At 63.0% G+C, this 23345-nt stretch carries 17 protein-coding genes and 1 pseudogene; 9 read left to right on the top strand and 9 right to left on the bottom strand.

Annotation, left to right across the window (positions count from 1 at the left end; genetic code table 11):
• Positions 1 to 19 precede the first annotated feature (19 nt).
• Together cuyA and AC07UC_RS14120 are read right to left on the bottom strand one after the other, a co-directional pair.
• Positions 20 to 1018: a D-cysteate sulfo-lyase gene (cuyA, locus tag AC07UC_RS14125; RefSeq protein ID WP_494906371.1), complete on the bottom strand. Its 999-nt coding sequence runs from the start codon at positions 1016 to 1018 to the stop codon at positions 20 to 22.
• 18 nt (positions 1019 to 1036) lie between these two features.
• Positions 1037 to 2173 (bottom strand): NAD(P)/FAD-dependent oxidoreductase, encoded by a 1137-nt coding sequence (locus tag AC07UC_RS14120; protein WP_494906369.1) that lies wholly within the window; start codon positions 2171 to 2173, stop codon positions 1037 to 1039.
• Positions 2174 to 2317: 144 nt separating this feature from the next.
• Between AC07UC_RS14120 and AC07UC_RS14115 the strand changes: the two genes are divergently transcribed.
• The 6 genes from AC07UC_RS14115 to AC07UC_RS14090 all read left to right on the top strand — a co-directional run bounded on the left by AC07UC_RS14115 (position 2318) and on the right by AC07UC_RS14090 (position 8578).
• Positions 2318 to 2986 carry a helix-turn-helix domain-containing protein gene (locus AC07UC_RS14115; RefSeq protein ID WP_202326447.1) on the top strand — a complete coding sequence of 223 codons (669 nt, stop codon included), beginning with the start codon at positions 2318 to 2320 and terminating at the stop codon, positions 2984 to 2986.
• Positions 2987 to 3113: 127 nt separating this feature from the next.
• Complete coding sequence (locus AC07UC_RS14110; protein ID WP_140774316.1) at positions 3114 to 4661, top strand: ABC transporter substrate-binding protein; 1548 nt, start codon at positions 3114 to 3116, stop codon at positions 4659 to 4661.
• A 17-nt stretch (positions 4662 to 4678) separates the two neighbouring features.
• Entirely contained in the window at positions 4679 to 5695 is a 1017-nt protein-coding gene (locus AC07UC_RS14105; RefSeq protein WP_494906366.1) for an ABC transporter permease, read from the top strand.
• Positions 5695 to 6579 carry a D,D-dipeptide ABC transporter permease gene (gene ddpC, locus AC07UC_RS14100; protein ID WP_140774318.1) on the top strand — a complete coding sequence of 295 codons (885 nt, stop codon included), beginning with the start codon at positions 5695 to 5697 and terminating at the stop codon, positions 6577 to 6579. Before AC07UC_RS14105 ends, ddpC begins: the two co-directional genes overlap by 1 nt.
• Entirely contained in the window at positions 6576 to 7571 is a 996-nt protein-coding gene (locus AC07UC_RS14095; protein ID WP_140774319.1) for an ABC transporter ATP-binding protein, read from the top strand. Before ddpC ends, AC07UC_RS14095 begins: the two co-directional genes overlap by 4 nt.
• On the top strand, positions 7568 to 8578 hold the full coding sequence (locus tag AC07UC_RS14090) for an ABC transporter ATP-binding protein (RefSeq protein ID WP_494906364.1): 1011 nt from the start codon (positions 7568 to 7570) through the stop codon (positions 8576 to 8578). The genes AC07UC_RS14095 and AC07UC_RS14090 overlap by 4 nt, the downstream gene beginning before the upstream one ends.
• Here AC07UC_RS14090 and AC07UC_RS14085 read toward each other — a convergent pair.
• Positions 8575 to 10044 (bottom strand): M81 family metallopeptidase, encoded by a 1470-nt coding sequence (locus tag AC07UC_RS14085; protein ID WP_494906362.1) that lies wholly within the window; start codon positions 10042 to 10044, stop codon positions 8575 to 8577. The two genes, AC07UC_RS14090 and AC07UC_RS14085, sit on opposite strands and share 4 nt — an antisense overlap.
• A 151-nt stretch (positions 10045 to 10195) precedes the next feature.
• Here AC07UC_RS14085 and AC07UC_RS14080 point away from each other — a divergent pair, with 151 nt between their 5' ends.
• On the top strand, positions 10196 to 11455 hold the full coding sequence (locus tag AC07UC_RS14080; RefSeq protein ID WP_494906360.1) for an amino acid deaminase: 1260 nt from the start codon (positions 10196 to 10198) through the stop codon (positions 11453 to 11455).
• A gap of 239 nt (positions 11456 to 11694) precedes the next feature.
• On the opposite strand, the gene AC07UC_RS14075 is transcribed toward AC07UC_RS14080, so the two are convergent.
• From AC07UC_RS14075 to AC07UC_RS14055, 5 genes are all read right to left on the bottom strand, one after another.
• Positions 11695 to 12492: a M55 family metallopeptidase gene (locus tag AC07UC_RS14075; RefSeq protein WP_065005242.1), complete on the bottom strand. Its 798-nt coding sequence runs from the start codon at positions 12490 to 12492 to the stop codon at positions 11695 to 11697.
• A gap of 111 nt (positions 12493 to 12603) precedes the next feature.
• Positions 12604 to 14274 (bottom strand): serine hydrolase domain-containing protein, encoded by a 1671-nt coding sequence (locus AC07UC_RS14070; RefSeq protein WP_494906357.1) that lies wholly within the window; start codon positions 14272 to 14274, stop codon positions 12604 to 12606.
• Positions 14275 to 14292: 18 nt separating this feature from the next.
• Positions 14293 to 15165 carry an ABC transporter permease gene (locus tag AC07UC_RS14065; protein WP_494906356.1) on the bottom strand — a complete coding sequence of 291 codons (873 nt, stop codon included), beginning with the start codon at positions 15163 to 15165 and terminating at the stop codon, positions 14293 to 14295.
• A complete protein-coding gene (locus AC07UC_RS14060) occupies positions 15162 to 16169 on the bottom strand; it encodes an ABC transporter permease (protein WP_244735417.1) in 1008 nt (335 codons plus the stop codon). The genes AC07UC_RS14065 and AC07UC_RS14060 overlap by 4 nt, the downstream gene beginning before the upstream one ends.
• Before the next feature lie 101 nt (positions 16170 to 16270).
• A complete protein-coding gene (locus AC07UC_RS14055; RefSeq protein WP_494906354.1) occupies positions 16271 to 18109 on the bottom strand; it encodes an ABC transporter substrate-binding protein in 1839 nt (612 codons plus the stop codon).
• 207 nt (positions 18110 to 18316) lie between these two features.
• On the opposite strand from AC07UC_RS14055, the gene AC07UC_RS14050 reads away from it, so the two are divergent.
• Both AC07UC_RS14050 and AC07UC_RS14045 read left to right on the top strand, forming a co-directional pair.
• The gene (locus AC07UC_RS14050) at positions 18317 to 19282 is read left to right on the top strand and encodes a LysR substrate-binding domain-containing protein (protein ID WP_244735412.1); all 966 of its coding nucleotides are present in this window, start codon (positions 18317 to 18319) and stop codon (positions 19280 to 19282) included.
• 256 nt (positions 19283 to 19538) lie between these two features.
• A pseudogene (locus tag AC07UC_RS14045) lies at positions 19539 to 21400 on the top strand (ABC transporter ATP-binding protein).
• 266 nt (positions 21401 to 21666) lie between these two features.
• Here AC07UC_RS14045 and AC07UC_RS14040 read toward each other — a convergent pair.
• Positions 21667 to 23271 carry an FAD-dependent oxidoreductase gene (locus tag AC07UC_RS14040; protein ID WP_494906353.1) on the bottom strand — a complete coding sequence of 535 codons (1605 nt, stop codon included), beginning with the start codon at positions 23269 to 23271 and terminating at the stop codon, positions 21667 to 21669.
• Between the last annotated feature and the right edge of the window lie 74 nt (positions 23272 to 23345).

The following is a 23345-nucleotide window of genomic DNA, read 5'->3' as shown; positions in this document are numbered from 1 at the left end:
GCAACGAGCTCCCGGCCAGTCATGGGCTCAGCACGTCTTCATAGGCAAACAGGCCGGGTACGCCACCCGTATGAACGAAGACCACGTTCTGACCGGCAGAGAAGCGTCCCGTTCTCACAAGATCGATCAGGCCGGCCATGGCCTTTCCGGTGTAGACCGGATCGAGGAGCAACGCCTCCAGCCTTGCGCACAGGTCCATGGCTTCGCGCATGGCTTCAGTCGGCAGTCCGTAGCCTGGTCCCACATACCCGTCGAGAACTTCCACCTGCTCTCGCTTTATCACGACGGAAGCTCCGAGCTTGGTGGCCGTCTCGCCGCACAATTCGTGCACGCGCGCCTCGATCACATCGCTCGGTTCCGCCGAGCTGATGCCGACCACGGGCGCCTGATGCCCCAGGACAGCGAGGCCAACGAGAAGGCCGGCCTGCGTGGCACCGCTGCCGGTACAGTGGACGATCGCATCGACCGTCAAGCTGCTGTCGCTGCTTTGTCGAACAAGCTCCTCGGCGCAGCCGACATAGCCAAGCGCCCCGGTCGCGGTCGAGCCGCCGATGGGCATCACAAAAGGCCTTCCGCCACGCTCACGGATATCCTCGGCAACACGTTCAAGTTCTATCGCGGGGATTGAATCGCCTGAGACGAAGTGCAGTTCGGCCCCGAACATCCGGTCGAGCAGAACATTTCCGGTGCGGTCGTAGCCCGGCGTGTTGCGTGCGACGTTGCGCGACAAAACCAGTTCGCAGCGCAATCCGTGCCGCGCCGCGACCGCCGCGGTCTGACGGCAATGGTTTGACTGTACGCCGCCAGCCGTCACCAGTGTGTCGGCACCGGAAGCCATGGCCTCGGCAACGAGAAATTCGAGCTTGCGCGTCTTGTTGCCGCCGAGCGCCATACCCGTGCAGTCGTCGCGCTTGACGAAGAGGTTGGGTCCGCCTAGGTGGCGCGACAGCGCAGCCATCGGCTCCAGCGGCGTGGGCGTGTGACAGAAGCGTGATCGAGGGATCGTATCCGGCAACATGGGCGCCTCAACAGTCATTCAGGTCGGTCGTGGTGCATGAAAGCGGGCCGGCGACAACAGGCTGGGATCAGCGCCTTCGCCAGGAAATGGCCTGGGCAGGTCGCCACCGGTCACGAGCGCCGCGGTCAGTTGGCCGAGCGCGGGTCCGGTCTGGATGCCGTAGCCGCCTTGTCCGGCCAGCCAGAAGAAGCCCTCGACGTGGGTGTCCCAACCAACCGCCGGCGTCTTGTCCGCAAAGAACGACCGCAGCCCCGCCCAACTGCGCGAAACATGCGTTACCGGCAGCGCGGCGGCCTGTTGAACGCGATCGACCGCGATGGCGATATCGATCTCTTCGGCCTGTGCATCGCACGGTTCGCTCGGTGTCTCGTCGGCTGGTGAAAGCAACAGCATTCCCGAGGATGGCTTGAAATAGAACATCTCGTCGACATCGATCACGCCCGGCCAGTCGCTGGCGTTGATGCCGGGTGGCGGTTCGACGAGCATTGCCGTTCGCCGTTTTGGGACCAGGCCAAGCGGCGTGGCTCCTGCCATCGCGGCCACCTGGTCCGCCCATGCACCCGCCGCGTCGACAAGGATGGGCGCCTCGAAGACGCCGGCCGTGGTCGTCACAATCCATCTGCCACCAACCCGCTCGATCGCCTCGACCCGGGCATTGGTAGCGATCCGCGCGCCCTGACGGCGTGCGCCCCGCAGAAAGCCCTGGTGAAGAGCGTCGACATCGATGTCCATCGCCGAACGGTCGAGGAAGGCGCTCGCCTCGTACTCAGGTCGCAGGATTGGAATGACCGATCGGCAAGCGTCGGGGTCGAGCCATTCCATGGCTGTTGCCGATTCCGTGACCCTCTCGGCAAACAGTGCCTCCAGCCCGGGTCTTTGCGCCGCCGTGCCGATCAACATGGCGCCGCGAGGCGTCAGCAAGGGTACGTCGCAGAAGCCGGACGGCGGCTCAAGGAAGAACTGCCGGCTGGCGCGCGTAAAGGCGCGGATGGCGGCGTTCCCGTAACCCTCTATGAAGAGAGCGGCGGACCGTCCCGTTGTGTGCATGCCGCAATGGGCTTCGGCTTCAAGCACGGTCACCTGTCGGCCGGGCGCAAGAAAGAACGCCGCCGAAGCGCCAGCCATGCCGCCGCCGATGATAAGAACGTCCTGCATAGCCTCCCTCGCGCAAGCGCCGGCAGCCAAGCAGAATATTTCCGATCGGTCAAACATCTTTCCTATGATAAAGGCCCCGTCGCTTGCGAGTCGACTTTGTTCGGTCTCAACCCTAGACTGCGGCCAATGCAAAAAGGGTCCGCCATGAGCGATTCGAAACCAAGTCTGGGAGAATGCCTCAAACTGCTGCGCCGGGAGCGGGGCTGGACGCTGACGCAGGTCGCCCAGATGTCGGGGCTCGCCATCTCCACCCTGTCGAAGGTCGAGAACAACCAGATGTCGCTGACCTATGACAAGCTGCTGCAGCTTGCCCAAGGGCTCAAGGTCGACATAACCGAGCTGTTCGGCGTGAGAAAGGCCAGCGTCTCTCCCATCGCGCACGGCGCGCGCGCCGTCAGCCGGCTTGAGGACGGGCGGATCGTCGAGACCCCCAACTACGTCTATCGCTTTCTATGCACGGAGCTGTCGCGCAAGGAAATGATCCCCATGCTGGGGGCAATCACCCAGCAAAGCATCGAAACGTTCGGCGAGCTCATCCGTCATCCCGGCCAGGAGTTCACCTATGTTCTCGAGGGCGAAGTCGAGCTGCACACCGACGTGTACGAAACGCTGAGGCTGAAGACGGGAGAGTCGGTCTACTTCGAAAGCACAATGGGGCACGCCTATGTCAGCGTCGGCGACACGCCGGCCCGGATTCTATGCGTGTGCACGTCGGCATCCGGCCAGTCGGAGCAGACCCTCATCAGCGGCGCCAAGGGCGTGCGCCCTCATGACGAGCGCGAGACTGTCGACGCGGAAATGACACTTGGCTAATTAGAAAAATCGCTTTCCTATCAGAAAAATCGGCTTGCCATCCGAAATGCGGGTGTTAGCGTGTGCGAAAGGCATCCCTCGGTGATCCCGTGAGAGATGCAAAACACAAGCTCGAGGGGAGCGCATCATGTTGTTACGTCGCCTGCCGACTTTTGCGGCATTTGCCGCTTTGACAGCCTTGACCTTTGCAGGACCGAGTTGGGCCACCGACAAGGATGTCCTGGTTATCGACAAGTCCGAGGATCCGCCCACGGCTGACCCCGGCGTCGAGGTCTCCAACAACGGCTATACGCTGATCTTTCCGGCCTACGAGCGCCTGGTGAAATATGATGGCGCCAAGACCGAGGTCATTCCGGAGCTTGCCGAGAGCTGGACCACGGCGCCCGACAACCTCAGCTGGACATTCAAGCTGGCGTCGGGACACATGTTCGACGATGGTTCGCCGGTCGATGCCGCCGCGGTCAAATATTCATTCGACCGCGTAAAGAAGCTGGCGGCTGGCCCGGGCGACATGTTCCCGACCGTCAAGGATGTCGTCATTGTCGACCCGCAGACCGTGAAGTTCGAACTGTCGGCGCCATTCGCACCGTTCCTGTCGGCGCTCGCCACGTCGGCCGGGTCGATCATCAATCCGAAGGCGCAAGAGCACGCGGTCAACGGCGATGACGCGAAAGCCTGGCTCGCCGAGCACACCGCCGGCAGCGGCGCTTTCAAGATCTCGGCCTGGGAGCGCAACCAGCAGATCACGCTCGATCCCAACCCGCACTATGCCGGCAAGAAGCCGGCTTTCAAGCAAGTCATCTTCAAGATCGTACGCGAGATGTCATCGCGTCGCTTGCAACTGGAGAACGGAGACGCCGACCTGATCGACCAGGTTCCGGTCGACCAGGCCGAGGCCATGAAATCGAGCGCGGGGGTGACCATCGAGAGCAATCCCAGCCTCTATGTCGTCTATCTCTATTTGAACAACAAGAAAGCGCCGTTCGACAATCCGAAGGTCCGTCAGGCCATATCCTATGCAGCCGACTACAAGGGGCTGGTCGATGGCGTCATGCAGGGCCAGGCCGAACAGATGCGCGGGGCTGTCCCGGACGGCATGTGGGGCCATGACCCGCAGGGCATGCAGTACAGCTACGATCTGGAGAAGGCCAAGCAGTTGCTTGCCGAAGCCGGCGTCTCCAATCTGCACATCAGCTTCACCTATTCGCAGGCTGACTCAGCCTGGGAGCCGGTGGGTCTTGCGCTGCAGGCTTCGCTCGCCGAAATCGGCGTAACGATGGACATGAAGAATGTCGCCGACACGACCAAGCGCGAGCTGGTCGCCAAGGGCGACTACGACATCGCGACCGGCGCCTGGACCCCCGATTTCGCCGATCCGTTCATGTTCATGAACATCTGGTTCGACCCGACCAAGATGGGCGCACCCGGCAACCGGGCCTTCTATGAAAACCCGAAAGTGACCGATTTGATCACCCAGGCGCTCGCGACCGTCGACCAGAAGAAGCGTGAGCAGCTCTATATCGACGCGCAGAAAATCACCAACGAGGATGCACCATACGTCCTTCTGTTCCAGAAGAACGACATCTTCGCCATGCGATCCTCGGTGAAAGGGTACGTTTACAATCCGATGCTGATCCAGGTCTACAACATCGCCGATATGTCCAAGTCCGAATAGAAATCGGCGCCGAAGGTATGTCGCTAATATCAACGATCCTTCGGCGCCTCGTCTTGCTGGTGTTCGTGGTGGCTGGTGTCGCGATCATCACCTTCACGATTTCGCATTTGATCCCCGGCGATCCGGCGCAGCTGATCGCCGGGGACAAGGCTTCGGCCCAGACATTGGCGCATGTGCGCCAGGAGCTTGGTCTGGACAAGCCCGTTACCCAGCAATTCGCCATCTACGTCCATCAGCTTCTGTCCGGTGACCTCGGTCAGTCCTTGCGAACGCGCCGCCCGGTGCTTGGCGATATCGCCCTTTTCCTTCCTGCCACGCTTGAGCTTGGCATCACAGCACTTGTGATGGCGATCATGATTGGCGTGCCGCTCGGCGTGCTTTCGGCGATCTACAAGGACGGACCGGTCGACCAGGCAGCGCGTGTCGTGTCGGTCGCCGGCATTTCAATGCCGGTATTCTGGTTCGGGCTGGCGCTCATCCTCCTGTTCTATGTCAAGATACCGATCCTGCCGGGCAGCGGCCGCATCACGCTTGGCATCGCCGCGCCGCCGCGTGTCACCGGCTTCTTTCTGGTCGACTCGCTTGTCGCCGGCGACCTGAAAGCCTTCTGGTCGTCGCTCTATCACCTCGTCCTGCCGGCCTTTGTCCTGGCCTTCGCCAATCTCGGCATCATCACGCGCCAGATCCGGGCCTCGATGCTGGACGTCCTGCAGGAGGATTATGTGCGCACCGCGCGTGCGAACGGTTTGTCGCGGTCGGCGGTCATCCTGCGGCACGCCTTGCCCAATGCCCTGATCCCGTCGGTGACGCTGCTTGGCCTCGCCTTCGGCGATCTGCTCTACGGCGCGGTGCTGACCGAAACGATCTTCGCGTGGCCAGGCATGGGGAGTTATGTGGTGTCATCGATCCAGACGCTGGATTTTCCCGCGATCATGGGCTTCACCATTGTCGCTTCGCTGGGGTACGTGCTGATCAACCTCGCGGTCGATCTGACCTACATGGTGCTCGACCCACAGATCAGGGAACTCGGCTGATGGCGGCGGATGGCATCGCCACATCGCCCCGGCCGGCATCGCGGCTTCGCATGGGACGGTTGTGGTATCGCGTGAAGGGAAGCCCCCTCACCCTGGTCGGCGCCGCGATCGCGCTGCTGGTGCTGTTTGTGATCGTGGCCGCCCCCCTTCTGGCGCCCTACCCGCCCGACAAGATCTCGCTTTCGGCAAGGCTTGCCGCCCCCAGCCTGCAGCACCTCTTCGGCACCGATGAGGTTGGGCGCGATCTGTTCTCGCGGGTGCTCTTCGGCGCGCGCGCGTCCTGCGGCATCGCCTTTGCCATCGTCATCATCTCGACCGTCATCGGCTCGATCATCGGCTGCCTGTCCGGCGTGGTCGGCGGCATCGTCGATACCGCGATCATGCGGCTGATGGATGTCTTCCTGGCGCTGCCGGCACTCATCCTCGCCATGGCGCTGGCCGCCGCGTTGGGACCGAGCCTGTTCAACGCCATGCTGGCCGTCGCCGTGGTGCGGGTGCCCGCCTATGTGCGGCTGGCGCGTGGGCAGACGCTGTCGCTGCGCAACCGCACCTATGTGAAGGCATCGCGCAGCTTCGGGGCTTCGCCTGCCTATATGCTGCGCTGGCACATACTGCCCAACGCCCTGTCACCCATCATCGTTCAGGCAACGCTGGACCTTGGCGGCACCATACTGACGGCCGCGGCCTTGAGCTTCATCGGCCTCGGCGCCCAGCCGCCGACGTCTGAATGGGGCTCCATGGTGTCGAGCGGGCGCAACTATTTCCTCGACCAGTGGTGGTATGTCACCTTTCCCGGCCTGGCCATTCTGATCAGCGCGATGGGTTTCAACCTGCTGGGTGACGGATTGCGCGACATGCTCGATCCGCGGCTGGGTGGCCGATGACCGAACCCTCCGGCGATGTCCTGCTCGAAATCACCGACCTTTCGCTCGAGTTCCGCACCTATCGCGGGCCGATCAAGGCGCTGAACGGGGTCAGCCTCAATGTCCGTGCCGGCGAGATCGTCGGCATCGTGGGAGAATCCGGGTGCGGCAAATCGGTGACCATGATGGCGGCGACGCGGCTTTTGCCCAAGGGAAGCGCGCACATCACCGGCGGCGGCATCCGCCTGTTCGGCAGCGATCCGATGAAGCTCAGCGAGCGCGAACTCCAGCATGTGCGCGGGCGGCAGGTGTCGACCATCTTCCAGGAGCCGATGAACGCCCTCAACCCGACCCGACGGATCGGCGAGCAGATCGTCGAGGTCATCCGCCGTCACCAGCGCCTCGACAACGCGGCGGCGACGAGCAAAGCCTCGGGCCTGCTGCGCGACATGCTGATCAGCGAGCCGGAGCGGATCATGCAGGCCTATCCGTTCGAGCTGTCCGGAGGTATGCGGCAGCGCGTGCTGATTGCCATGGCCTTTTCCTGCGAACCCAAGCTCATCATTGCCGACGAGCCGACGACGGCACTCGATGTGACGGTACAGGCGCTGATCCTGGGCCTCATCAAGCACAAGGCGATGAGCACCGGAACGGCCGTCGTTTTCATATCGCATGACATGGCCGTGGTGTCGCAGCTTTGCGACCGGCTCTACGTGCTTTATGCGGGACGGGTCGCGGAAGCCGGAACGACCGCGTCTGTGCTGGCGGCGCCAGCCCATCCCTACACGCGCGCCTTGATACGCTGCCTGCCGGGACTGGCACCACCCAAGCAGCCCCTGGAACAGATCCCCGGTACCTTGCCCGACCTGCTTGACCCGCCCGCCGGCTGCCTCTTTCGGGCGCGCTGCCGCGAGGCGGATGACCGTTGCGTCTCGGTGCCGCCGCTGGCTGCCATGGAGCCCACCCGCCGCGCCGCCTGCTGGCGCCGTATCGAGGAGACGCAAGCCGCGTGACCGAGCCTCCGCTCCTCTCCGTCGAGAACCTGGAAGTCCGCTACCGCGTCACCTCGGGCTGGTTCGGTGGCGCCGACGTCCATGCCGTCAACGGCGTGTCGTTCAGCGTGGCCGAAGGCGAGACCATCGGCATTGTCGGGGAATCCGGCTGCGGAAAAACCACGCTTGGACAGGCGATTCTCGGCCTGACCGATATTTCCGCGGGTGCGATCAAACTCAGGGGAACCGAACGGGACCGCGCACGGCGCACCCAGTTGCAGATCATTTTCCAGGACCCCCAATCGTCGCTCGATCCGCGTCTTCCGGTCTGGCGCCTGATCACCGAACCTCTGCACATTCGCGGCGGCTACACCCGCAAGCAACTGATCGAGCGCGCAACCGAACTGGCCGTCTCGGTCGGCTTGCGGCCGGAGCATGTCGATCGCTATCCGCACGAGTTCTCGGGCGGCCAGCGCCAGCGCATCGCGATTGCCAGGGCACTCGCCGTCGAACCGGCGCTGCTGGTCCTCGATGAGCCGACCTCGGCGCTGGACGTGTCGGTGCAGGCGCAGATCGTCAATCTGCTGCTGTCGTTGCAGGCGGAGCGCAAACTATCCTATGTGCTCATCTCGCATGACGTGTCGCTGGTGCGCCACGTGGCCGATCGTGTCGCCGTCATGTATCTCGGCCAGATCGTCGAAGAAGGCCCGACACTCGACGTGCTTGACGCTCCCAGGCATCCCTACACCAGGACGCTCCTCGATGCCGTTCCGAGTTTCGATCGTCCCCTGAACTCGATCGCACCGCGCGCCGGCGAATTGCCGAGCAACCGGACACTGCCGACCGGCTGCTTCTTCCAGGAGCGTTGCCCCTCCGCGACGACCGGCTGCGAACTGCCGCAGGTTCTGGTAGCCGCCGACGGATCGCGAACAGTCCGCTGTCATCTGGTCACGCGCGCAAACGACGCGGCGTTACCGCGCACGGCGCCGCGACCGGTGTTTTCCTCCCCGAATGATGCGATTGCTTAAGCCGCGTCGGCCGCGAATGGGTCTTCCACTTTCGGCCAATAGGGCGTCTTGAGCTTTGTGTAGGGGATCGCGGCGAAGTTGGGCTGCGTCGCACCGGGCGGGGCGCAGAACAGGATGCGCTTGGCGATCGGCGCGAAACCAGCCTGGAAATGGTAATTGGATTTGACGATGACGATGCGTCGCTCGCTTGGATTGAGACCGAGCGCGGTCATGCAATCGGGATGGAAGACCTGCGTGCGTACCGTGTTGATGATCAGGTCGATGCCGCCGTCGGTGGTGACCCATGCCGCATCCCCGAGCGGCCAGGGCATGGTGCCGAACAGCTGCGTCAGTTCGCGGCCGAGGCCCTTTACTGTAACGCGCAGGTCGACAGGCATACCCGAGAACACGCCACACTTGCCGCCGACCCGCAGGTCTATGGTACCGCCGATCCCGGCCTCGACGCAGAAGCGATAGGCGATCGGGTCCCAGTACATGGCGCTGGCCACGTTCCCTATCCCGCGCTCGATCAGCCGGCGCAGGATGTAGGTGGAGTCCCCCGGCGCGCCGCCGCCGGCATTGTCCGAAACATCCGCGATGACGACCGGCCCTTGCGGCTCGGCGAGCGCGATATCGAGCGCCTCGTCGATGCCCAGGAATTTCGGGATCAGGTCGTTGCGCAAGGCGAAAAGCTGCTTGCCGAACCTTTCGGCGGTCCGCTCGGCAAGCGGCTTGTCATCGTCGGTGACGACCAGCATGCGGGCTCCGACATCCTCGACGTCGCCATGCGGAAAGCCATGTCCGAGCGACACCGACAATATGCCAGGCTCGGCTTCGGCGGCAGTCATGCCGTCAACGAAGCCGCGCATCGGCTGCTCCTGCACCCGGAAGGTGCTGATCATGCGGCAGTCGTAAAGCGCCATCACCGGCCTGACCTTGCCCTCCACCGCGTCGACGATAATGCGGTAGAGCTCGCCGGCCCGGTCCATGATGTCGGTGTGAGGATATTCCTTGTAGGCGATGATGGCGGTGGCGTTGTCGACCATCTTCTGGGTTGTGTGGCAGTGCAGATCGAGCTCCGCCCCGATCGGGATGTCGGGTCCGACGACAGCTCTGACATGCGCGAGAAGATCACCCTCGGTATCGTCATAGCCTTCCGCGACGAAAGCGCCATGCAGCGCCAGAAGCACGCAGTCGACCGGCATGGCGGCCTTGAGCTCGTCGAGGATCTCGTCGCGGAACTGTTCGTAGACATTGCGGATGGTTATGCCTCCGGGCTCGGCGCAAACGCACAGGCTTTCCACGATCTCGTGGCCGTCGGCTTCGCCGCGCTGACGCCACACGAACAGCTGACAGGACGGCTCATTCAAAGCCTTGGAGGTGGCGTCGCCCCGCGCGATGCCCATTTCCTCGAAACTATGGTAGCCGGTCGGGATAGGCGCGAACGTGTTGGTCTCGGTGTCCATGCCCGCTATGAAAATGCGCATTCTTTCGCCCTCAACTCGTCTTTCGTTTAAGAAAAAACTTTTCTCATCATCAAACTATTATATGATTTCCGCAAGCACCTGGACCATGTAACAGCTGCGCCAAGCCGCATTCACGCGGCCTCCGGCGGGTGGCAGAAAATCGGAAATTCACATGCATCTTCACCCGCTCGACGATCTGGTGCTTGACGAAACCACCAAGGCCATTCCGCCTGGCGTCGCGGTCCGTCTTCATGATGTCGGTTCGATGGGCTGGAACCTCCTGCGCGGTGATGTGCCGCTGCCGGCAGCGGTCATCAGGGAGTCGGCGCTCGATCACAATTCGCGTTGGATGCAGCGTTTCCTGGCGAAGCGCAACGCGGTCATCGCGCCGCATGTCAAGACCACGATGTGCCCTCAGATCATGCAGAGGCAATTGCGCGACGGCGCCTGGGGCGTGACCGTCGCCACGCTGCACCAGATAAAGGTTTGCCGTCGGTTCGGCATCGATCGCATCGTGCTCGCCAACCAGCTTGTCGGACGGCTGGAACTGGACGCTCTGGTCGCCGAGCTGAACGCCTCGCCCGGCCTCGACTTCTACATGCTGATCGACAGCCTCGATGCCGTGCGCCTGGCGAGCGAGGCGGTCGGACGCGCCGGACCGGCCTCGCGGCCGATCCAGGTGCTGGTCGAGCGCGGATATCCGGGCGGCCGGACCGGTTGCCGCGACAACGACACGGCGCTCGAGGTCGCGCGCGCCGCGCATGCGGCGCCGCAACTGCGGCTCTGCGGCGTCGAGGCTTTCGAGGGACTGATCAAGCCGAAGGACGGTGGCCCGGCACAGGCGGTCGCGGATTTCGTCGACGAGATCGGCGCGCTCTACGAAGCATGCGCCGGCGAAAACCTGTTCGAGCGCGCGCCACCGATCGTGACGGCCGGCGGTTCGTCGTTCTACGACATCGTGCTCGATCGCCTCTCCGGCAGCGGCGCGCAGGTCATGACGCGCAGCGGCTGCTATGTCAGCCATGACAGCGGCATCTACCAGGCCGAGCAGAAGCGCATCCTTGCCGCGACCGGCGAGAACGAAGGCCTGGTCAACGCGCTGGAAGTATGGACCCATGTCCAGTCCTGCCCCGAACCGGGGCTGGCCATCCTGACCGCCGGCAAGCGGGATTTCGGAACCGACGCCGGACTGCCGGTACCGCTTCTCGTGTCTCGCGATGGTGGTTCGCCCGAAACGCTGGCGGGCTGCGAGATCTTCGCCAGCAACGACCAGCACGCCTATATGCGCGTTCCGGCGACGGTTTCGGTAAAAGTCGGCGATCGCATCGGACTGGGCGTGTCGCATCCCTGCACAACCTTCGACAAATGGCAGATTCTTTTCCTGGTCGATGATGCCTATGAAATCGTCGGCGCGCTGAAGACCTACTTCTGATCGGAAGCCAGCGATGGCGTCGCGATCATCGCGCCGCCGAAACGATTTCACCCTACTCTGACGACCTGCCCGAACAGCCCGTCGACGATCGAACGGGCCGCGCCGGAAACAAGTCGATCTCACACTGGCGGGCTAGAGCGTTTCGCCGTTTCAGGGAAACGGCGAAACGCTCCATCTCTTTGTTTTTGAGGCAATTCCGGACGGAAAACCGCTCACACTTTTCCTGGAATTGCCCTAACTCATACGACAAACCGTATCGCGCGCTGGATATCGAAGAAATTGTCTGCCTCGAAGCGAAGCGTGCGCGCGGCGGGATGTTCGATGCCCGGGTACCAGCTTCCCCTGTAGGCCTCGATAGGCGTGGTGTATTCGACGATGAGCTCGAACCGGTCGGCCAGCTTCGGCAGGCATTTCGACAGATCGCGCGAAAGCGAGGCCTCCACGGTCTCGCGTATGGCCTTGACCGAGCCTTGCGGCGAGAGGGACGACGTCGCCGGCCCGAAGCCTTCGCTGGTTGCAACGGTTGCGATCTCTGGCACCAGTGCCCTCGCCTCGCCGCACATGCCGGCATCGCCAGACAGAAAGACCGAAGGCACGCCGTAACGGGCGGCGCAGTGCGCGTTCAGCGTATATTCGGATGCCACCTCCCCGTTGATCAGCATCCTGGACACGGTGCCGGTCAACGTGTGTGCCAGCGGATTGGTGTCGGTGCCGGCCTTGTTGTGGTAGCCGGTGTAGAGAGCGGCATCGAAGGTGTCGTCGATGCCGAACATCATCGCATCCGGATGGCCGCTCCAGCCGCGCACGATGCGGACATAGGCTGGAAGCTTGGACAGGATGAGGTTGCGCGCCGTCGAATGGGCGTCCTTGACGACGATTTCGGTCGCACCCGCCGCTTTGGCGCCTTCGCAGGCCGCGACCAGTTCGTCGGTCATGTATTCCCGGAACTCGGCGTAGTCGGGATTGCCCTTGCGCGCCTCGTCCCAGTTGGTGATGCCCGCCGTGCCTTCGATGTCGGCGCTGATAAAGACTTTCATGTGCTTGCCTTTCGATTTCAGAGAAGGTCACCGCGCACGCGGCTTCAATGGCGTCCTGGCTCGTGCGGTGGAGGCGGCCCGCGCAGCGATGGCTGCCCGGGCCGAGGCGTCTCAGGCTGCCATTTCAGCCCGTCGCCGCTCCAGGAACATGGGGCCGACGCGAATGCCGCGGCGTCCATTGTCGTCGACGGCGTCCAACTCGAGAATCTCCTCCTCGTAGAGCAGCCCGTGCATGCGGAACCGGCCGGCATCCACCGGCTCGCAGGTATGGGTGCAGAAATACTCGATCAGGCATTTCAGCTGGCCGTGGCTGTAGGTCAGGTAGGTGATGTTGAAATCCGGCCCGTACTCGCCCAGGTGCGGCGCGATCTCCGGCGGCACCTTCTCGACAGGCAGACTATCGACACGCGACCAGTTCGCCCCTTTCCAGGTCAACTGGTTGGCCTTGGAGAAGGAGAGGTTCATATGCGCGTAGTCGGCGCCGCGACCGTAGATGCGTCCGTCGATGACGAAGTCGTTGCCCGAGACCGGGCGGATCTGCAGCGGCACGCCCTCGCCCATCAGATACAGCTTGCCGTCCTTGTTCTTCACCTCGACGACCTCGCCGCCCACCTCATGACGATAGAGGCCGGGCAGGCTTGCGAACTGGTCTTCGGTGATGCGCGGCGGGGTCTGGCTGCGAAGCGGCATGCGTCCCATGCCGCTATCGGCAAGGGCGATGCGCAAGCCGTCGCCCGCGAGCCGGGAGGCTATCTGGTTGGCGAAATCAAGCGTGGCGAAGATCAGGACACCGAAGCCGGCCCTCGGCAGGAGCATCATCTGCGACGCATAGCCGTAAACCGCGCCGCCATGGCCGACGGAAGTCCACCCGTCCATGTCGCCGACGCCGAAGCACAGCCCATACCCATTGAGGTCCTTGTTGTGACCTTCGGGGCGTTTGCCGATCGGGGTCCACATCTTGCGCAGCGATGCCGGGCTGACAATGGAATCGCCGTTGGGCGCGAAGCCGCCCCGCAGCAGGCACCGCGTATAATTGGCCATATCGGAAGTGGTCGAGAAGATGTTGCCGGCGGGCGATCCGCCCAGATTGAACACCGGCGCGGGGCTATCCCCGTCCAGCGTCCACATGTCGGCCGGCGCCAGCCTTTCACGGATGCCCGGGGCCATGCCCGACGACGTATCGTTCATGCCCAGCGGTTTCAGGATGTTCTCGGTGATATAGTCGGAGTAGCTCTTTCGCGTCACCCGCTCGATCACCATGCCGACCACGGCAATGCCGGCATTGGAATAATGCATGATCCCGGCGCTGGGATCCTGCTTCAACGTGGATGTGGCAAGTTCGGCGACAGTGTCGGCAAGCGGCGGCTTGTGTGAATCCAGATAGTGTCCGCTTTTGGGTTCGCGCACGATCCCGGCGGTGTGGCTCATGAGCTTGCCCAGGCTGACATGCGAGCCGTGGGGTCCGCTTTCACGCCCGGCGAACGGATTGACCGGGTGAAAACCGGGCAGATACTCCGAGACATCGACATCAAGGTCGACCAGTCCCTTCTCCACGAGTTGCATGATGGCAACCGATGTGAAGGTCTTTGTGATCGAGCCGATGCGGAAACAGGTGTCATCCTTCATGTCGAAGTGGCGATCGTGCCGCTGTATGTGGCCGTGCGTCATGAGGCCGTCCCTGTCGACCATGGCATAGGAGATCGACGGGATCGCCTTGTCCTCCACCTCGTGGCGGATAAGGTCTTCAAGAAGCTCGATGGCGTGGGGGGAAAGCGAAGACACGGGGGATACTCCCTGATTTCAGTTTGTATGGCGGGGATCGAGAATGTCGCGCAGTGCGTCGCCGACGAGGTTCCACGCCAGCACGAACAGGAAGATCGCGGCTCCGGGGAAGGCGAGCGTGTACCAGTACTGGAACGGATTGCCGGGCTGGCCGACGATCCAGTTGCGCGCATAGGCGATGAACTGCCCCCAATCGGCGTAGCCTTCCTCCGTGCCCACTCCGAGGAAGCTCAGGGCGGACGCGGTCAGCACCATCGAACCCGTGGCCATGGTAGCCAGAACCAGCACGGGGAAGAAGGCGTTGGGCAGGATGTGGAACACGATCAGCCTGAAGTCGCCGGCGCCGTAGCTTCTCGCCGCATTCACGAAATCCATCTCGCGGATCCGCAGGATTTCACTGCGCACCACGCGCGCATAACCCATCCAACCGAAAGTCGTCAGCGCGACGGTTATCGGCCCGAGCCCCTTGCCGAGCAGGGCGGTCAGCACCATGGCGGCGATGAGGAAGGGAACCGCCATGAAGACGTCGACGACACGCATCAGCACTTCGTCCACGATGCCGCCGTAAAAGGCCGCGAGCGATCCGATGATCGTGCCGATCAGCACGGAGATGGCGACGACGCCGAGGCCGATCTTGAATGCCGTGCGGGTGCCCCAGATCACGGCGTAGTAGATGTCGTACTGGCCTTCGGTCGTTCCGAAGATCGCCTCGGGCGATGGCGGTTGCGGCGTTGCCAGGAAGCCCGCTCTCGGCGTGTCGTATACCGACATCTGGAATTCCTGCGGCGGTGCGAGCACCGGCGCGAAAATCGCGATCAGCACGAATGCCAGCAACAGCAGCACCCCGACCAGCGAGATCGGATTACGCTTCAGATAGCCAAGCACTCTCATCGCGTCTTTACCCTCGGATCGAGCAGCGGATAGATCATGTCGACGGCCAGGTTCAGCACCACGAGAACCACCGCGAAGTAGAGCCCGAAGCCCAGCACGGCCGGAAAATCCAGGTTGGCGGCCGTCTTGGCCGCGAACTGGCCGAGGCCCGCATAGTCGAAGATGGTTTCGGTGATGACGACGCCACCCATCATGGCGGCGAGTTCCATTCCGGCGATCGTCGTGACCGGAAGCAGCGCGTTGCGCCTGGCATGGTGCAGTTCCACCACACGCCGGGGCATGCCCTTTGCGCGTGCCGTGCGGACATAGTCCTGACGCAGCGTTTCCAGCATCGACGTGCGCATGACACGCGTCATGTTGGCAAGATTGACGTAGGTCAGGGTGATGACGGGCGCGGCGAGATGCCTGAGCGAATCCCAGAAAATGGCCAGATTGCCGTTGAGCAGCGCATCGATCGTGTTCGCGCCGGTGTAGCGGGTGAAGCCGGGCGCGGTGACGGCGGCCTGGGCCCACTGGCTGAGGCGCCCGGGCGGGAACCAGTCAAGCGCGGAGTAGAAGATCAGCAACATCAGCAGTCCGAAGACATAGACCGGGAATGACCAGCCCAGGATGGTGAAGATGCGGATCACATGATCCGGCCAACGGTTGAGATGGATGCCGGCCCGCGAACCCAGGTAGATGGCGAGCAGAAAGCCGGGAATGAACGCCAGCAGGACCAGTTCCAGCGTCGCCGGCAGCAGGGAAGCCAGCGCGTGGGCAACAGGCTGGCGCGCGGTCTCGGACCAGCCCAGATTGCCGGTCAGGATGTTGCCGATCCAGCGTCCGTATTGAATGTAGAAGGGATCGTTCAGCCCATACTGCTCGATCATCCTGCGAATGCTGTCCTGGCCGCCCTTGAGGAAGTCCGGGGACGGCGCGTACGCCGCCAGGCGCTGTGTCGGCGACAGCGACATCTGCAGCGCGAAAAGCATCAGCGACAGGGCGAAGAGAACGACGGGCAACATCAGGAGCCGCCGCAAAGCGTAGTTCAGCACATCAGCATCCGCACCATGAGGAATAGCCGTTTCGCCGGGCGACGATGGCGCCCGGCGAAACCCGAAGCTCTCTAGTCGGCCTTCTTGGTGACGGGATAGAAATCCCAGGCGCCGTAGAGGATCATGTTGTGCACGTAGCCGTCGATGTTGCTGCGGGTGACGATGTACCCGAAGTCCTCCCAGAGGAACTGCGTGGTGGCATAGTCGTAGGACATTTCCTGCAGCTTGGCATAGATCGGCTCACGCACGGCGGGATCGCTCGAGGCCCAGGCCTGGTCGAGAAGCGGCTTGAACTTCTCCGCCATCAGGTCACGGTAGCCTTGGCCGAGCATGCCACCGACAAGACCGGTCGGGGACAGATAGTAGGTCGCCGCACCCAGCGGACCACCCGGGTCGGAATAGTCCGGTCCCCAGCCCATGTAGGTGAGCGGCGAAGCAGGCTTTTCACGATTGTTGAGCTTGTCCGAGATGGAGGCCCAGGGCAGCGACTGGATCTTCATCTTGAACTTCGGGTTGATCCGCTGCAGTCCCTGCTGGAGCGCGGAAAGTGCGGCCGTGCCTTGCGGCGTTCCTTCCTGCACATAGGCCGTGAAAGTGAAGCCGGTATCCCACAGCTTGCCGCCGAGGGCCTTCTTGAAGTGCTCCGCGGCCTTCTTCGGATCGTAGCTGTAGATCGGCGAGTCTGCGCGGTAGCCCATGATGCCGCGCACGGTCGGACCGCGCGCCTGCACGGTCTTGCCGAGCAGCGCCTGCTTTATCAGCGCATCGTAATTCTGGGCGTAGTTGAAGCCCTGACGAACATCGATGTCGGAGAAGAAGTCCGGCGGGATGCCGTTGCCGTCCAGCTTGCCGCTGCCGATGGCGGGGTTGTCGGCATCATCCAGCGGCCATGCGAAATAGAGGCCACGGCTGAACACCTTGGGCAAGCCGTCGACGACCTTGACACCGTCCGTCTTGCTGAGCTCGTCCAGGAACTCGACGGGCGTCGTCACGAAGTCGGCGTCGCCGGAGAGCAACTGCAGGCGGCGCGTGGTCCATTCCGGAACCGTGCGCATGACCACGCGCTCGAGCGAGGCCTTGCCCATGAAGTAATTGTCGAAACGCTTCAGCGTGATGCGGCGATCGGTGCGATCCCATTCGTCGAGCATGAACGGACCGGTCCCGTTTTCCTGGGCGAACAGCGGATCGTCGCCGAGCTCGGGACGGTAGTACTTCTTCCAGGTATTCCCGTCGCCATCCCAGCCCCCGACGGAGGCGACCCATTCCTTGTCGACGATCGAGGCACCGAACGGCAGCGCCAGGACGCCAAGCGTGGCGGGGAAGGATTTCGGCAGCTTCAGCGTGACATTGTCGCCCTCGACGGTGATCTGCGACGCGAGTTCGTCATATACCTTGCGCAGCGCTTCGGGGCTGGCATCCTTGATGTCCGACACCTTGCCTTCGGCTTCGACCCATTTGGCGACGTCGGTGTACTTGCTCGCCGTCACCACCTCGGTGATGGCGTTGGACATCCACGACTGGCCCATCAGGATGGCGCGCAGCAGCGAGTAGCGCACGTCTTCGGCCGTGATCTCGCCATAGCCGGGCTCGATCTTGGCCTTCTGCTCGTCGCTCAGCCCGTCATAGTACTGCCAGGTGATCTTGCCGTCTTCGCCCTTGATGCCGACCTTGTGGGCGTGGACGCCCTTCCGGATCGGGAAGGTGTAGCTGACCGAACCGTCCGCGTTCTGCTTGATCAGGCCGTTTTCGAGGCTCGGCACTTCCGCGGACAATGCGGGCACGAATTCGGAAATCTGGGAGCCGTTGTAATTCAACAGGCGGCTGTAGACGTTGAGCACGCCGTAGGAGCTCGGCGTGTTTGCAATGTAGGCCGGATCAAAGGACTGAACATCGTCAGTCCAAAGAAACACAAACGTTCCGGGATTCTTGGTTTCTGCCACGGCAGGCGACGCAAAAGCGCCTATGCCCATGCAGAACGCTAGTGCCAAGGCACGTTTCATTTTCATGAGTATGTTCCCACAATTGACTCGAGGTCTTTTTATCGTTGCGTGTGAAAGCTAGGAGGAGGCTTGCGCCACTGTCCAATGCGTAGATAGGATCAGTTATGCGAATAATGCATGAGGTCGACCGTGGAGCTGGCGTGGTTTGAAGACTTCCTCGAGATCGCCGCGACGCGGAATTTCTCGACCGCCGCGGCGTCCCGGAATATCTCGCAGCCGGCCTTCAGCCGTCGCATCAAGGCGCTGGAGGCTTGGGTTGGCGCCGAACTCATCGACCGCAGTACATATCCGGTGCACCTCACCAGCGCGGGCAACATCTTCGTTCCGCGCTGCCAGGAAATGCTTCGCGACATGTACCGCCTGCGGACCGACTGCCGCAACGCCGCCGGCGCCAGCTCACGGCTTCTCACTTTCGCCGCGCTTCATACGCTGGCTATCTATTTTTTTCCCAGGTGGATCAGCCAGCCCGAACTGCCAAATGCGCCGGTCCGCAGCAGCATGCACACTGGCGACTTCCTGGAATGCGTCGAGCACCTGTCGTCCGGCAAATGCGATTTCGCCATCACTTACGATCACCCCGACGGACCGCCGGTCCTTGAGGGCGGACCGTTCGAATCGCTTCAAATCGGCAGGGATCGCCTCGTTCTGGTGTCTGGTGTCGACCAGACCGGAGCGCCGCTCTTCGATGTCGATGTGCCGGAGGGTACCAGGATTCCCTACCTCGCCTATTCCTGGAGCGACGGCTATCTCGGCAAGCTGATCTCGCTCATCCAGTCACGCTGGCGGCGTCCTCTCAATCTCAGCATCGTCTACCAGTCCTCGCTTGCCGAAGGCCTGAAGCAGATGGCGATCGCCGGGCAAGGCGTGGTCTGGCTGCCGCAGATCTGCGTTCAGAAATCGATCGCCCAGGGCGAGCTCATCCAGATTGGCGGGCAACAGCTGTCCCTGGAGATCGAGATCAGGATTTTCCGCCGTGTGGGCGCGCGCAGCCGTGACGGCGAAGCGCTGTGGAAATATCTCTCGCGAACCGCTGAGCAGACGCGCGGACGCAACCTGGTTGATCCGACACTGACCATGCGCTGAGCGGACCGAAGGCCCATTCGCGCGTTTAATGCGAAATCCGACAGGGCGATGCAGAGATTGCATAACTCTGGTGGAGCGACCGGGAAGCCTGACAATCGCAGGGAAGATACCGTCCGGCGAGGCATTCCGGGGCATTCCAAGGCACGGCTTCCAGGGGACTTGGCGATGGGCCCCTATTGACAGCCCACATGCTCGCTGCGTTCGATACCCGGTGTCGCGACCATTGCGCCTGGAGTGCCTTTTGACCCTCAAGTCCATCGCCACCGCGAGCCTTCCCGACGATGTGATCCTGTCGGTCGAGAACCTTGAAGTCTGCTTCGGGTCGACGGCGACAAAAGCGGTGCGGGCCGTTCAGGGCGTGTCGTTCCAGATCAGGCGCGGCGAGACGGTGGCATTGGTGGGCGAGTCGGGTTCGGGCAAATCGGTCACCGCCATGACCGTAATGCGCCTGACGGAATATGACGGCGCCAGGATCACGGGCGGCCGCATCCTGATGAGGCTCAAGGACGGCGGCGTGGCCGACCTGGCAAAGCTTTCCGAAAAGCGCATGGAGGGGCTGCGTGGCTTTGAGTTCTCGATCGTGTTCCAGGACCCGATGTCGAGCCTCAATCCGGTGTTCACCGTCGGCGACCAGATTGCGGAGGTGGTCACGAGACACCAGGGCAAGTCGCCGCGCGAGGCGCGCGACATCGCCCTGAATGTGCTCAAGCTCGTTCGCGTGCCCGACGCCGCCCTCAGGCTAGACCAATACCCGCACCAGTTGTCCGGCGGCATGCGCCAGCGCGTCATGATCGCCATTGCCTTGGCCTGCCGCCCTTCCTTGATGATCCTCGATGAGCCGACCACCGCGCTCGACGTCACCATCCAGGCGCAGATTCTGGATCTTGTCCGCGCACTGCAGCGCGATATCGGCATGTCCGTTCTTTTCATCACCCATGACATGGGTGTGGTCGCGGAAATCGCCGATCGCGTCTGTGTCATGCTGAAGGGCGAGATCGTGGAATCAGGCTCGGTGCACCAGATCCTCGTGGATCCCCGACACCGCTACACACGCGCGCTGATCTCGGCGGTGCCGAGGCTGGGCAGCATGGCCGATAAGGATGGGCCCGAGAAATTCCCGCTGGTCATATACAATGCCGAAGTCTCGCAGCCGGAGGTTTCGGCATGAGCGTCGCACCGCCCGCAACGGACAGAAAGCCCTTGGTCGAAGTCCGCGAGCTTGTTACGCGTTTCGACCTGAGAGGCGGTCTCTTCGGCGGCGTCGCCGGCCGGGTTCATGCGGTGGAGGGCGTTTCCTTCGATATTCTCCCGGGTGAGACCCTGGCGCTGGTGGGGGAATCTGGCTGCGGCAAGTCGACCGTGGCGCGCAGCATCATGCAATTGGACAAGCCCTTGTCCGGCGCCATTCGCTATGACGGCAAGGAGATGATCGGCGCAGGACGGGCAACCCTCGCGGGCTTCCGCCGCGAGGTGCAGATGGTTTTCCAGGATCCGTTCTCCTCGCTCAATCCGCGGATGACGGTGGGGCAGGCCCTGACCGACCCGATGCGCGTCCACCGCATCGCGCGCGGCAGTGAGCTGCGGAAGCGGGCGGCGGACCTGCTGGCAAAAGTGCATCTGCCGCCGGAATATCTCGAACGCTACCCTCATGCCTTCTCGGGCGGTCAACGGCAGCGCATCTGCATCGCCAGGGCTCTGGCCCTCGATCCCCGCCTCCTCATCGCGGATGAAGCGGTCGCCTCGCTCGACGTCACGATCCAGGCCCAGGTCATCAACCTGTTGATGGACCTGCAGCGCGACATGGGCATCGCCATTCTGTTCATCAGCCATGACATGGCCGTGGTCGAGCGCATCGCGCATCGCGTTGCCGTCATGTATCTGGGCGAGATCGTGGAGATCGGCGACCGCCGATCGGTCTTCGGCAATCCCCAACACCCTTACACGCGCAAGCTGCTTTCGGCGGTTCCCGTCGCGGATCCGGCGCGACGAACGGTTGGACGCGAACCGATGTCGGATGAGATCCCCAGCGCGGTACGCGGCGTTGATTTTGTTCCGGTCCGCCTACCGATGAATGCCGTTTCGCCTACCCATTTCGTGCGCGAGACATCACCGGCCTGATCGGACCATCACGCCCACATCAGTCACGCGCTACGGCACCGATGCTGCCATCACCACCGACGGCACTATCACCGGCGGTGCCGCCAAGTCGCCTCCCACTCGACGGGGGTTGCTTCCGAAGCAACTGGTCGGCCGAACGATCAGCAAGAAACGCAGGAAGCGGCGGGCACCTGGCGCACAGTGCAAAGAGGAGAGCGTGCCGCAAACACTGATCTTCTTGTTTTAAAGGACGACGGTCGGAGATCTTCGTCTTGTTCGCTACGCGATCACCTGTTCTGATGCAGGATCGTCTCGGCGGCGATGAAGCCCCAGGTCAGGTTGGGGCCGAGCGTGGTGCCGGCCCCCACGGCGCGCGTGCCGATCGGATTGGCCATCGCGAGCCCTGCCGCGTAGAGGCCGGGAATGATCGAGCCGTCCGGTCTCACCACCTGCGCCCGCTCGTTGGTGCGGGCGCCACCCTTGGTGCCGAGAATAGAGCGATTGATCGTCATGCCGACATAGGGAGGCTTGTCTATCGGCTTCAGACGGTTCTCCGGGCCATGCGCCTTGTATGCCTCCCAACCGTTCTCGCCGCGTTGGAAATCCGCATCGTGCCCCTTGGCGCAGAAGCCATTCCAGCGGGCAATCGTCTCCTCGAGCGCTGCCGGCGGCAGCCCGAGCTTTGCGGCAAGGCCGGCAATCGTATCCGCCTTCTTCACCCAGTCCCGCTCATAGGAGGCGTACCAGCGGAACGGCAACGACGTCCGCGGGAAACGATGGTCGCCCACGAGGTAGCAGGGCAGATGGATGGGCGCGCCGTCCGGCCCGCGCGCATCGATCGCCTCGCCGATATTGAAGGCGTTTTCACTGACAAAGCGCTTTGCGTGACGGTCGACCACGATCGAATGCGGCTCGGCCTGGAAGGTCATCGGCAGACCGTGGGGCTGTCCCTGGTAGCGTGTCGGCAGGCAGGGATAGACGTTCGCCTGGTCCATGCGGTCCAGTTGCGCACCGACGGACGCCGCAAGCTTCTGGCCGTCGCCCTCGTTGCCGCGCGGACTGCCGATCCGGTCGAATGCACCGGGGAAATGGTGCTTGCGCATCTCGTTGTCCCATTCGAACCCACCGGTGGCGATCACGACGCCTCGGTGCGCGACAATCTTCTTTCGTTGGCCCTCGTTTTCCACCTCAGCGCCGGTGATACGTGAGTCCAGATCCTGCAGCAGGGTAACGGCGCGCGTTCCCAGCCTGAAGGTGACGCCGGCATCAAGGCAGCCCCTGATCAGCCCGGTCATCAGTGCCGTGCCTTGCCCCCCGGAATTGGTCAGCCATCGCCAAAGAAGCTTCGGCCAGAGTTTGAATCCCGCGCGGATCGGGTGATGATAAAGATCCAGGTCGACGATCTCCTGGTAGGTGAAACTGTGCGGCAAGGTGGATCGGCGCAGGCTGGATGCGAACCTGCCCAGGATGCGGCGGCTGACCGGCCTGGGCGAGAGCATGCGGCCGTAGAGCTTGCCACCCGGCGCCTCGGCAAAAGGGTCGGGTTCGTTGATCAGGCGGAAGTCGAGCGGCGTGTTGCCGGAGAGGAAGCGCAGCATATCCGGTGCCGCCTGGGCGAAGGCAGTCCAGAGCGCGTCTTCCTTCCGCTCCCACCCTTCGGGCGCGACGGCGCGCAGATAGGCGAGCGCGTCCTCGCGGCTGTCGGCGATGCCGGCTTCGGCCGCGACATGATTGGCCGGTATCCATACACCGGCTCCGGACATGGCCGATGTACCGCCCAGCCATTCGGTCTTCTCGATGACCAGCACTTTGAGACCGCCCTTGGCGGCCCTCAGGGCCGCTGAGCAGGCCGCCGAGCCCGAACCGATGACCAGAACGTCGAATTCGTCCATTGGCGTTCCCCTGCTTTTTCATAGCCGCGTCACTATAGGAACAGGAAATTAGATCTGTCTACTCTTGTGTCGAC

It is taken from the genome of Mesorhizobium sp. GW821-FHT04C10, from assembly GCF_059420305.1.
Note: the sequence above shows the minus strand (reverse complement) of the source record. Positions and strands in the feature narration are given on the sequence as shown.

Bases quoted from the DNA above. Each gene is read 5' to 3' on its own strand.
- cuyA (WP_494906371.1), bottom strand. From the start codon at position 1,018: ATGTTGCCGGATACGATCCCTCGATCACGCTTCTGTCACACGCCCACG.
- AC07UC_RS14120 (WP_494906369.1), bottom strand. From the start codon at position 2,173: ATGCAGGACGTTCTTATCATCGGCGGCGGCATGGCTGGCGCTTCGGCG.
- AC07UC_RS14115 (WP_202326447.1), top strand. From the start codon at position 2,318: ATGAGCGATTCGAAACCAAGTCTGGGAGAATGCCTCAAACTGCTGCGC.
- AC07UC_RS14110 (WP_140774316.1), top strand. From the start codon at position 3,114: ATGTTGTTACGTCGCCTGCCGACTTTTGCGGCATTTGCCGCTTTGACA.
- AC07UC_RS14105 (WP_494906366.1), top strand. From the start codon at position 4,679: ATGTCGCTAATATCAACGATCCTTCGGCGCCTCGTCTTGCTGGTGTTC.
- ddpC (WP_140774318.1), top strand. From the start codon at position 5,695: ATGGCGGCGGATGGCATCGCCACATCGCCCCGGCCGGCATCGCGGCTT.
- AC07UC_RS14095 (WP_140774319.1), top strand. From the start codon at position 6,576: ATGACCGAACCCTCCGGCGATGTCCTGCTCGAAATCACCGACCTTTCG.
- AC07UC_RS14085 (WP_494906362.1), bottom strand. From the start codon at position 10,044: ATGCGCATTTTCATAGCGGGCATGGACACCGAGACCAACACGTTCGCG.
- AC07UC_RS14080 (WP_494906360.1), top strand. From the start codon at position 10,196: ATGCATCTTCACCCGCTCGACGATCTGGTGCTTGACGAAACCACCAAG.
- AC07UC_RS14075 (WP_065005242.1), bottom strand. From the start codon at position 12,492: ATGAAAGTCTTTATCAGCGCCGACATCGAAGGCACGGCGGGCATCACC.
- AC07UC_RS14065 (WP_494906356.1), bottom strand. From the start codon at position 15,165: ATGAGAGTGCTTGGCTATCTGAAGCGTAATCCGATCTCGCTGGTCGGG.
- AC07UC_RS14060 (WP_244735417.1), bottom strand. From the start codon at position 16,169: ATGTTGCCCGTCGTTCTCTTCGCCCTGTCGCTGATGCTTTTCGCGCTG.
- AC07UC_RS14050 (WP_244735412.1), top strand. From the start codon at position 18,317: ATGAGGTCGACCGTGGAGCTGGCGTGGTTTGAAGACTTCCTCGAGATC.
- AC07UC_RS14040 (WP_494906353.1), bottom strand. From the start codon at position 23,271: ATGGACGAATTCGACGTTCTGGTCATCGGTTCGGGCTCGGCGGCCTGC.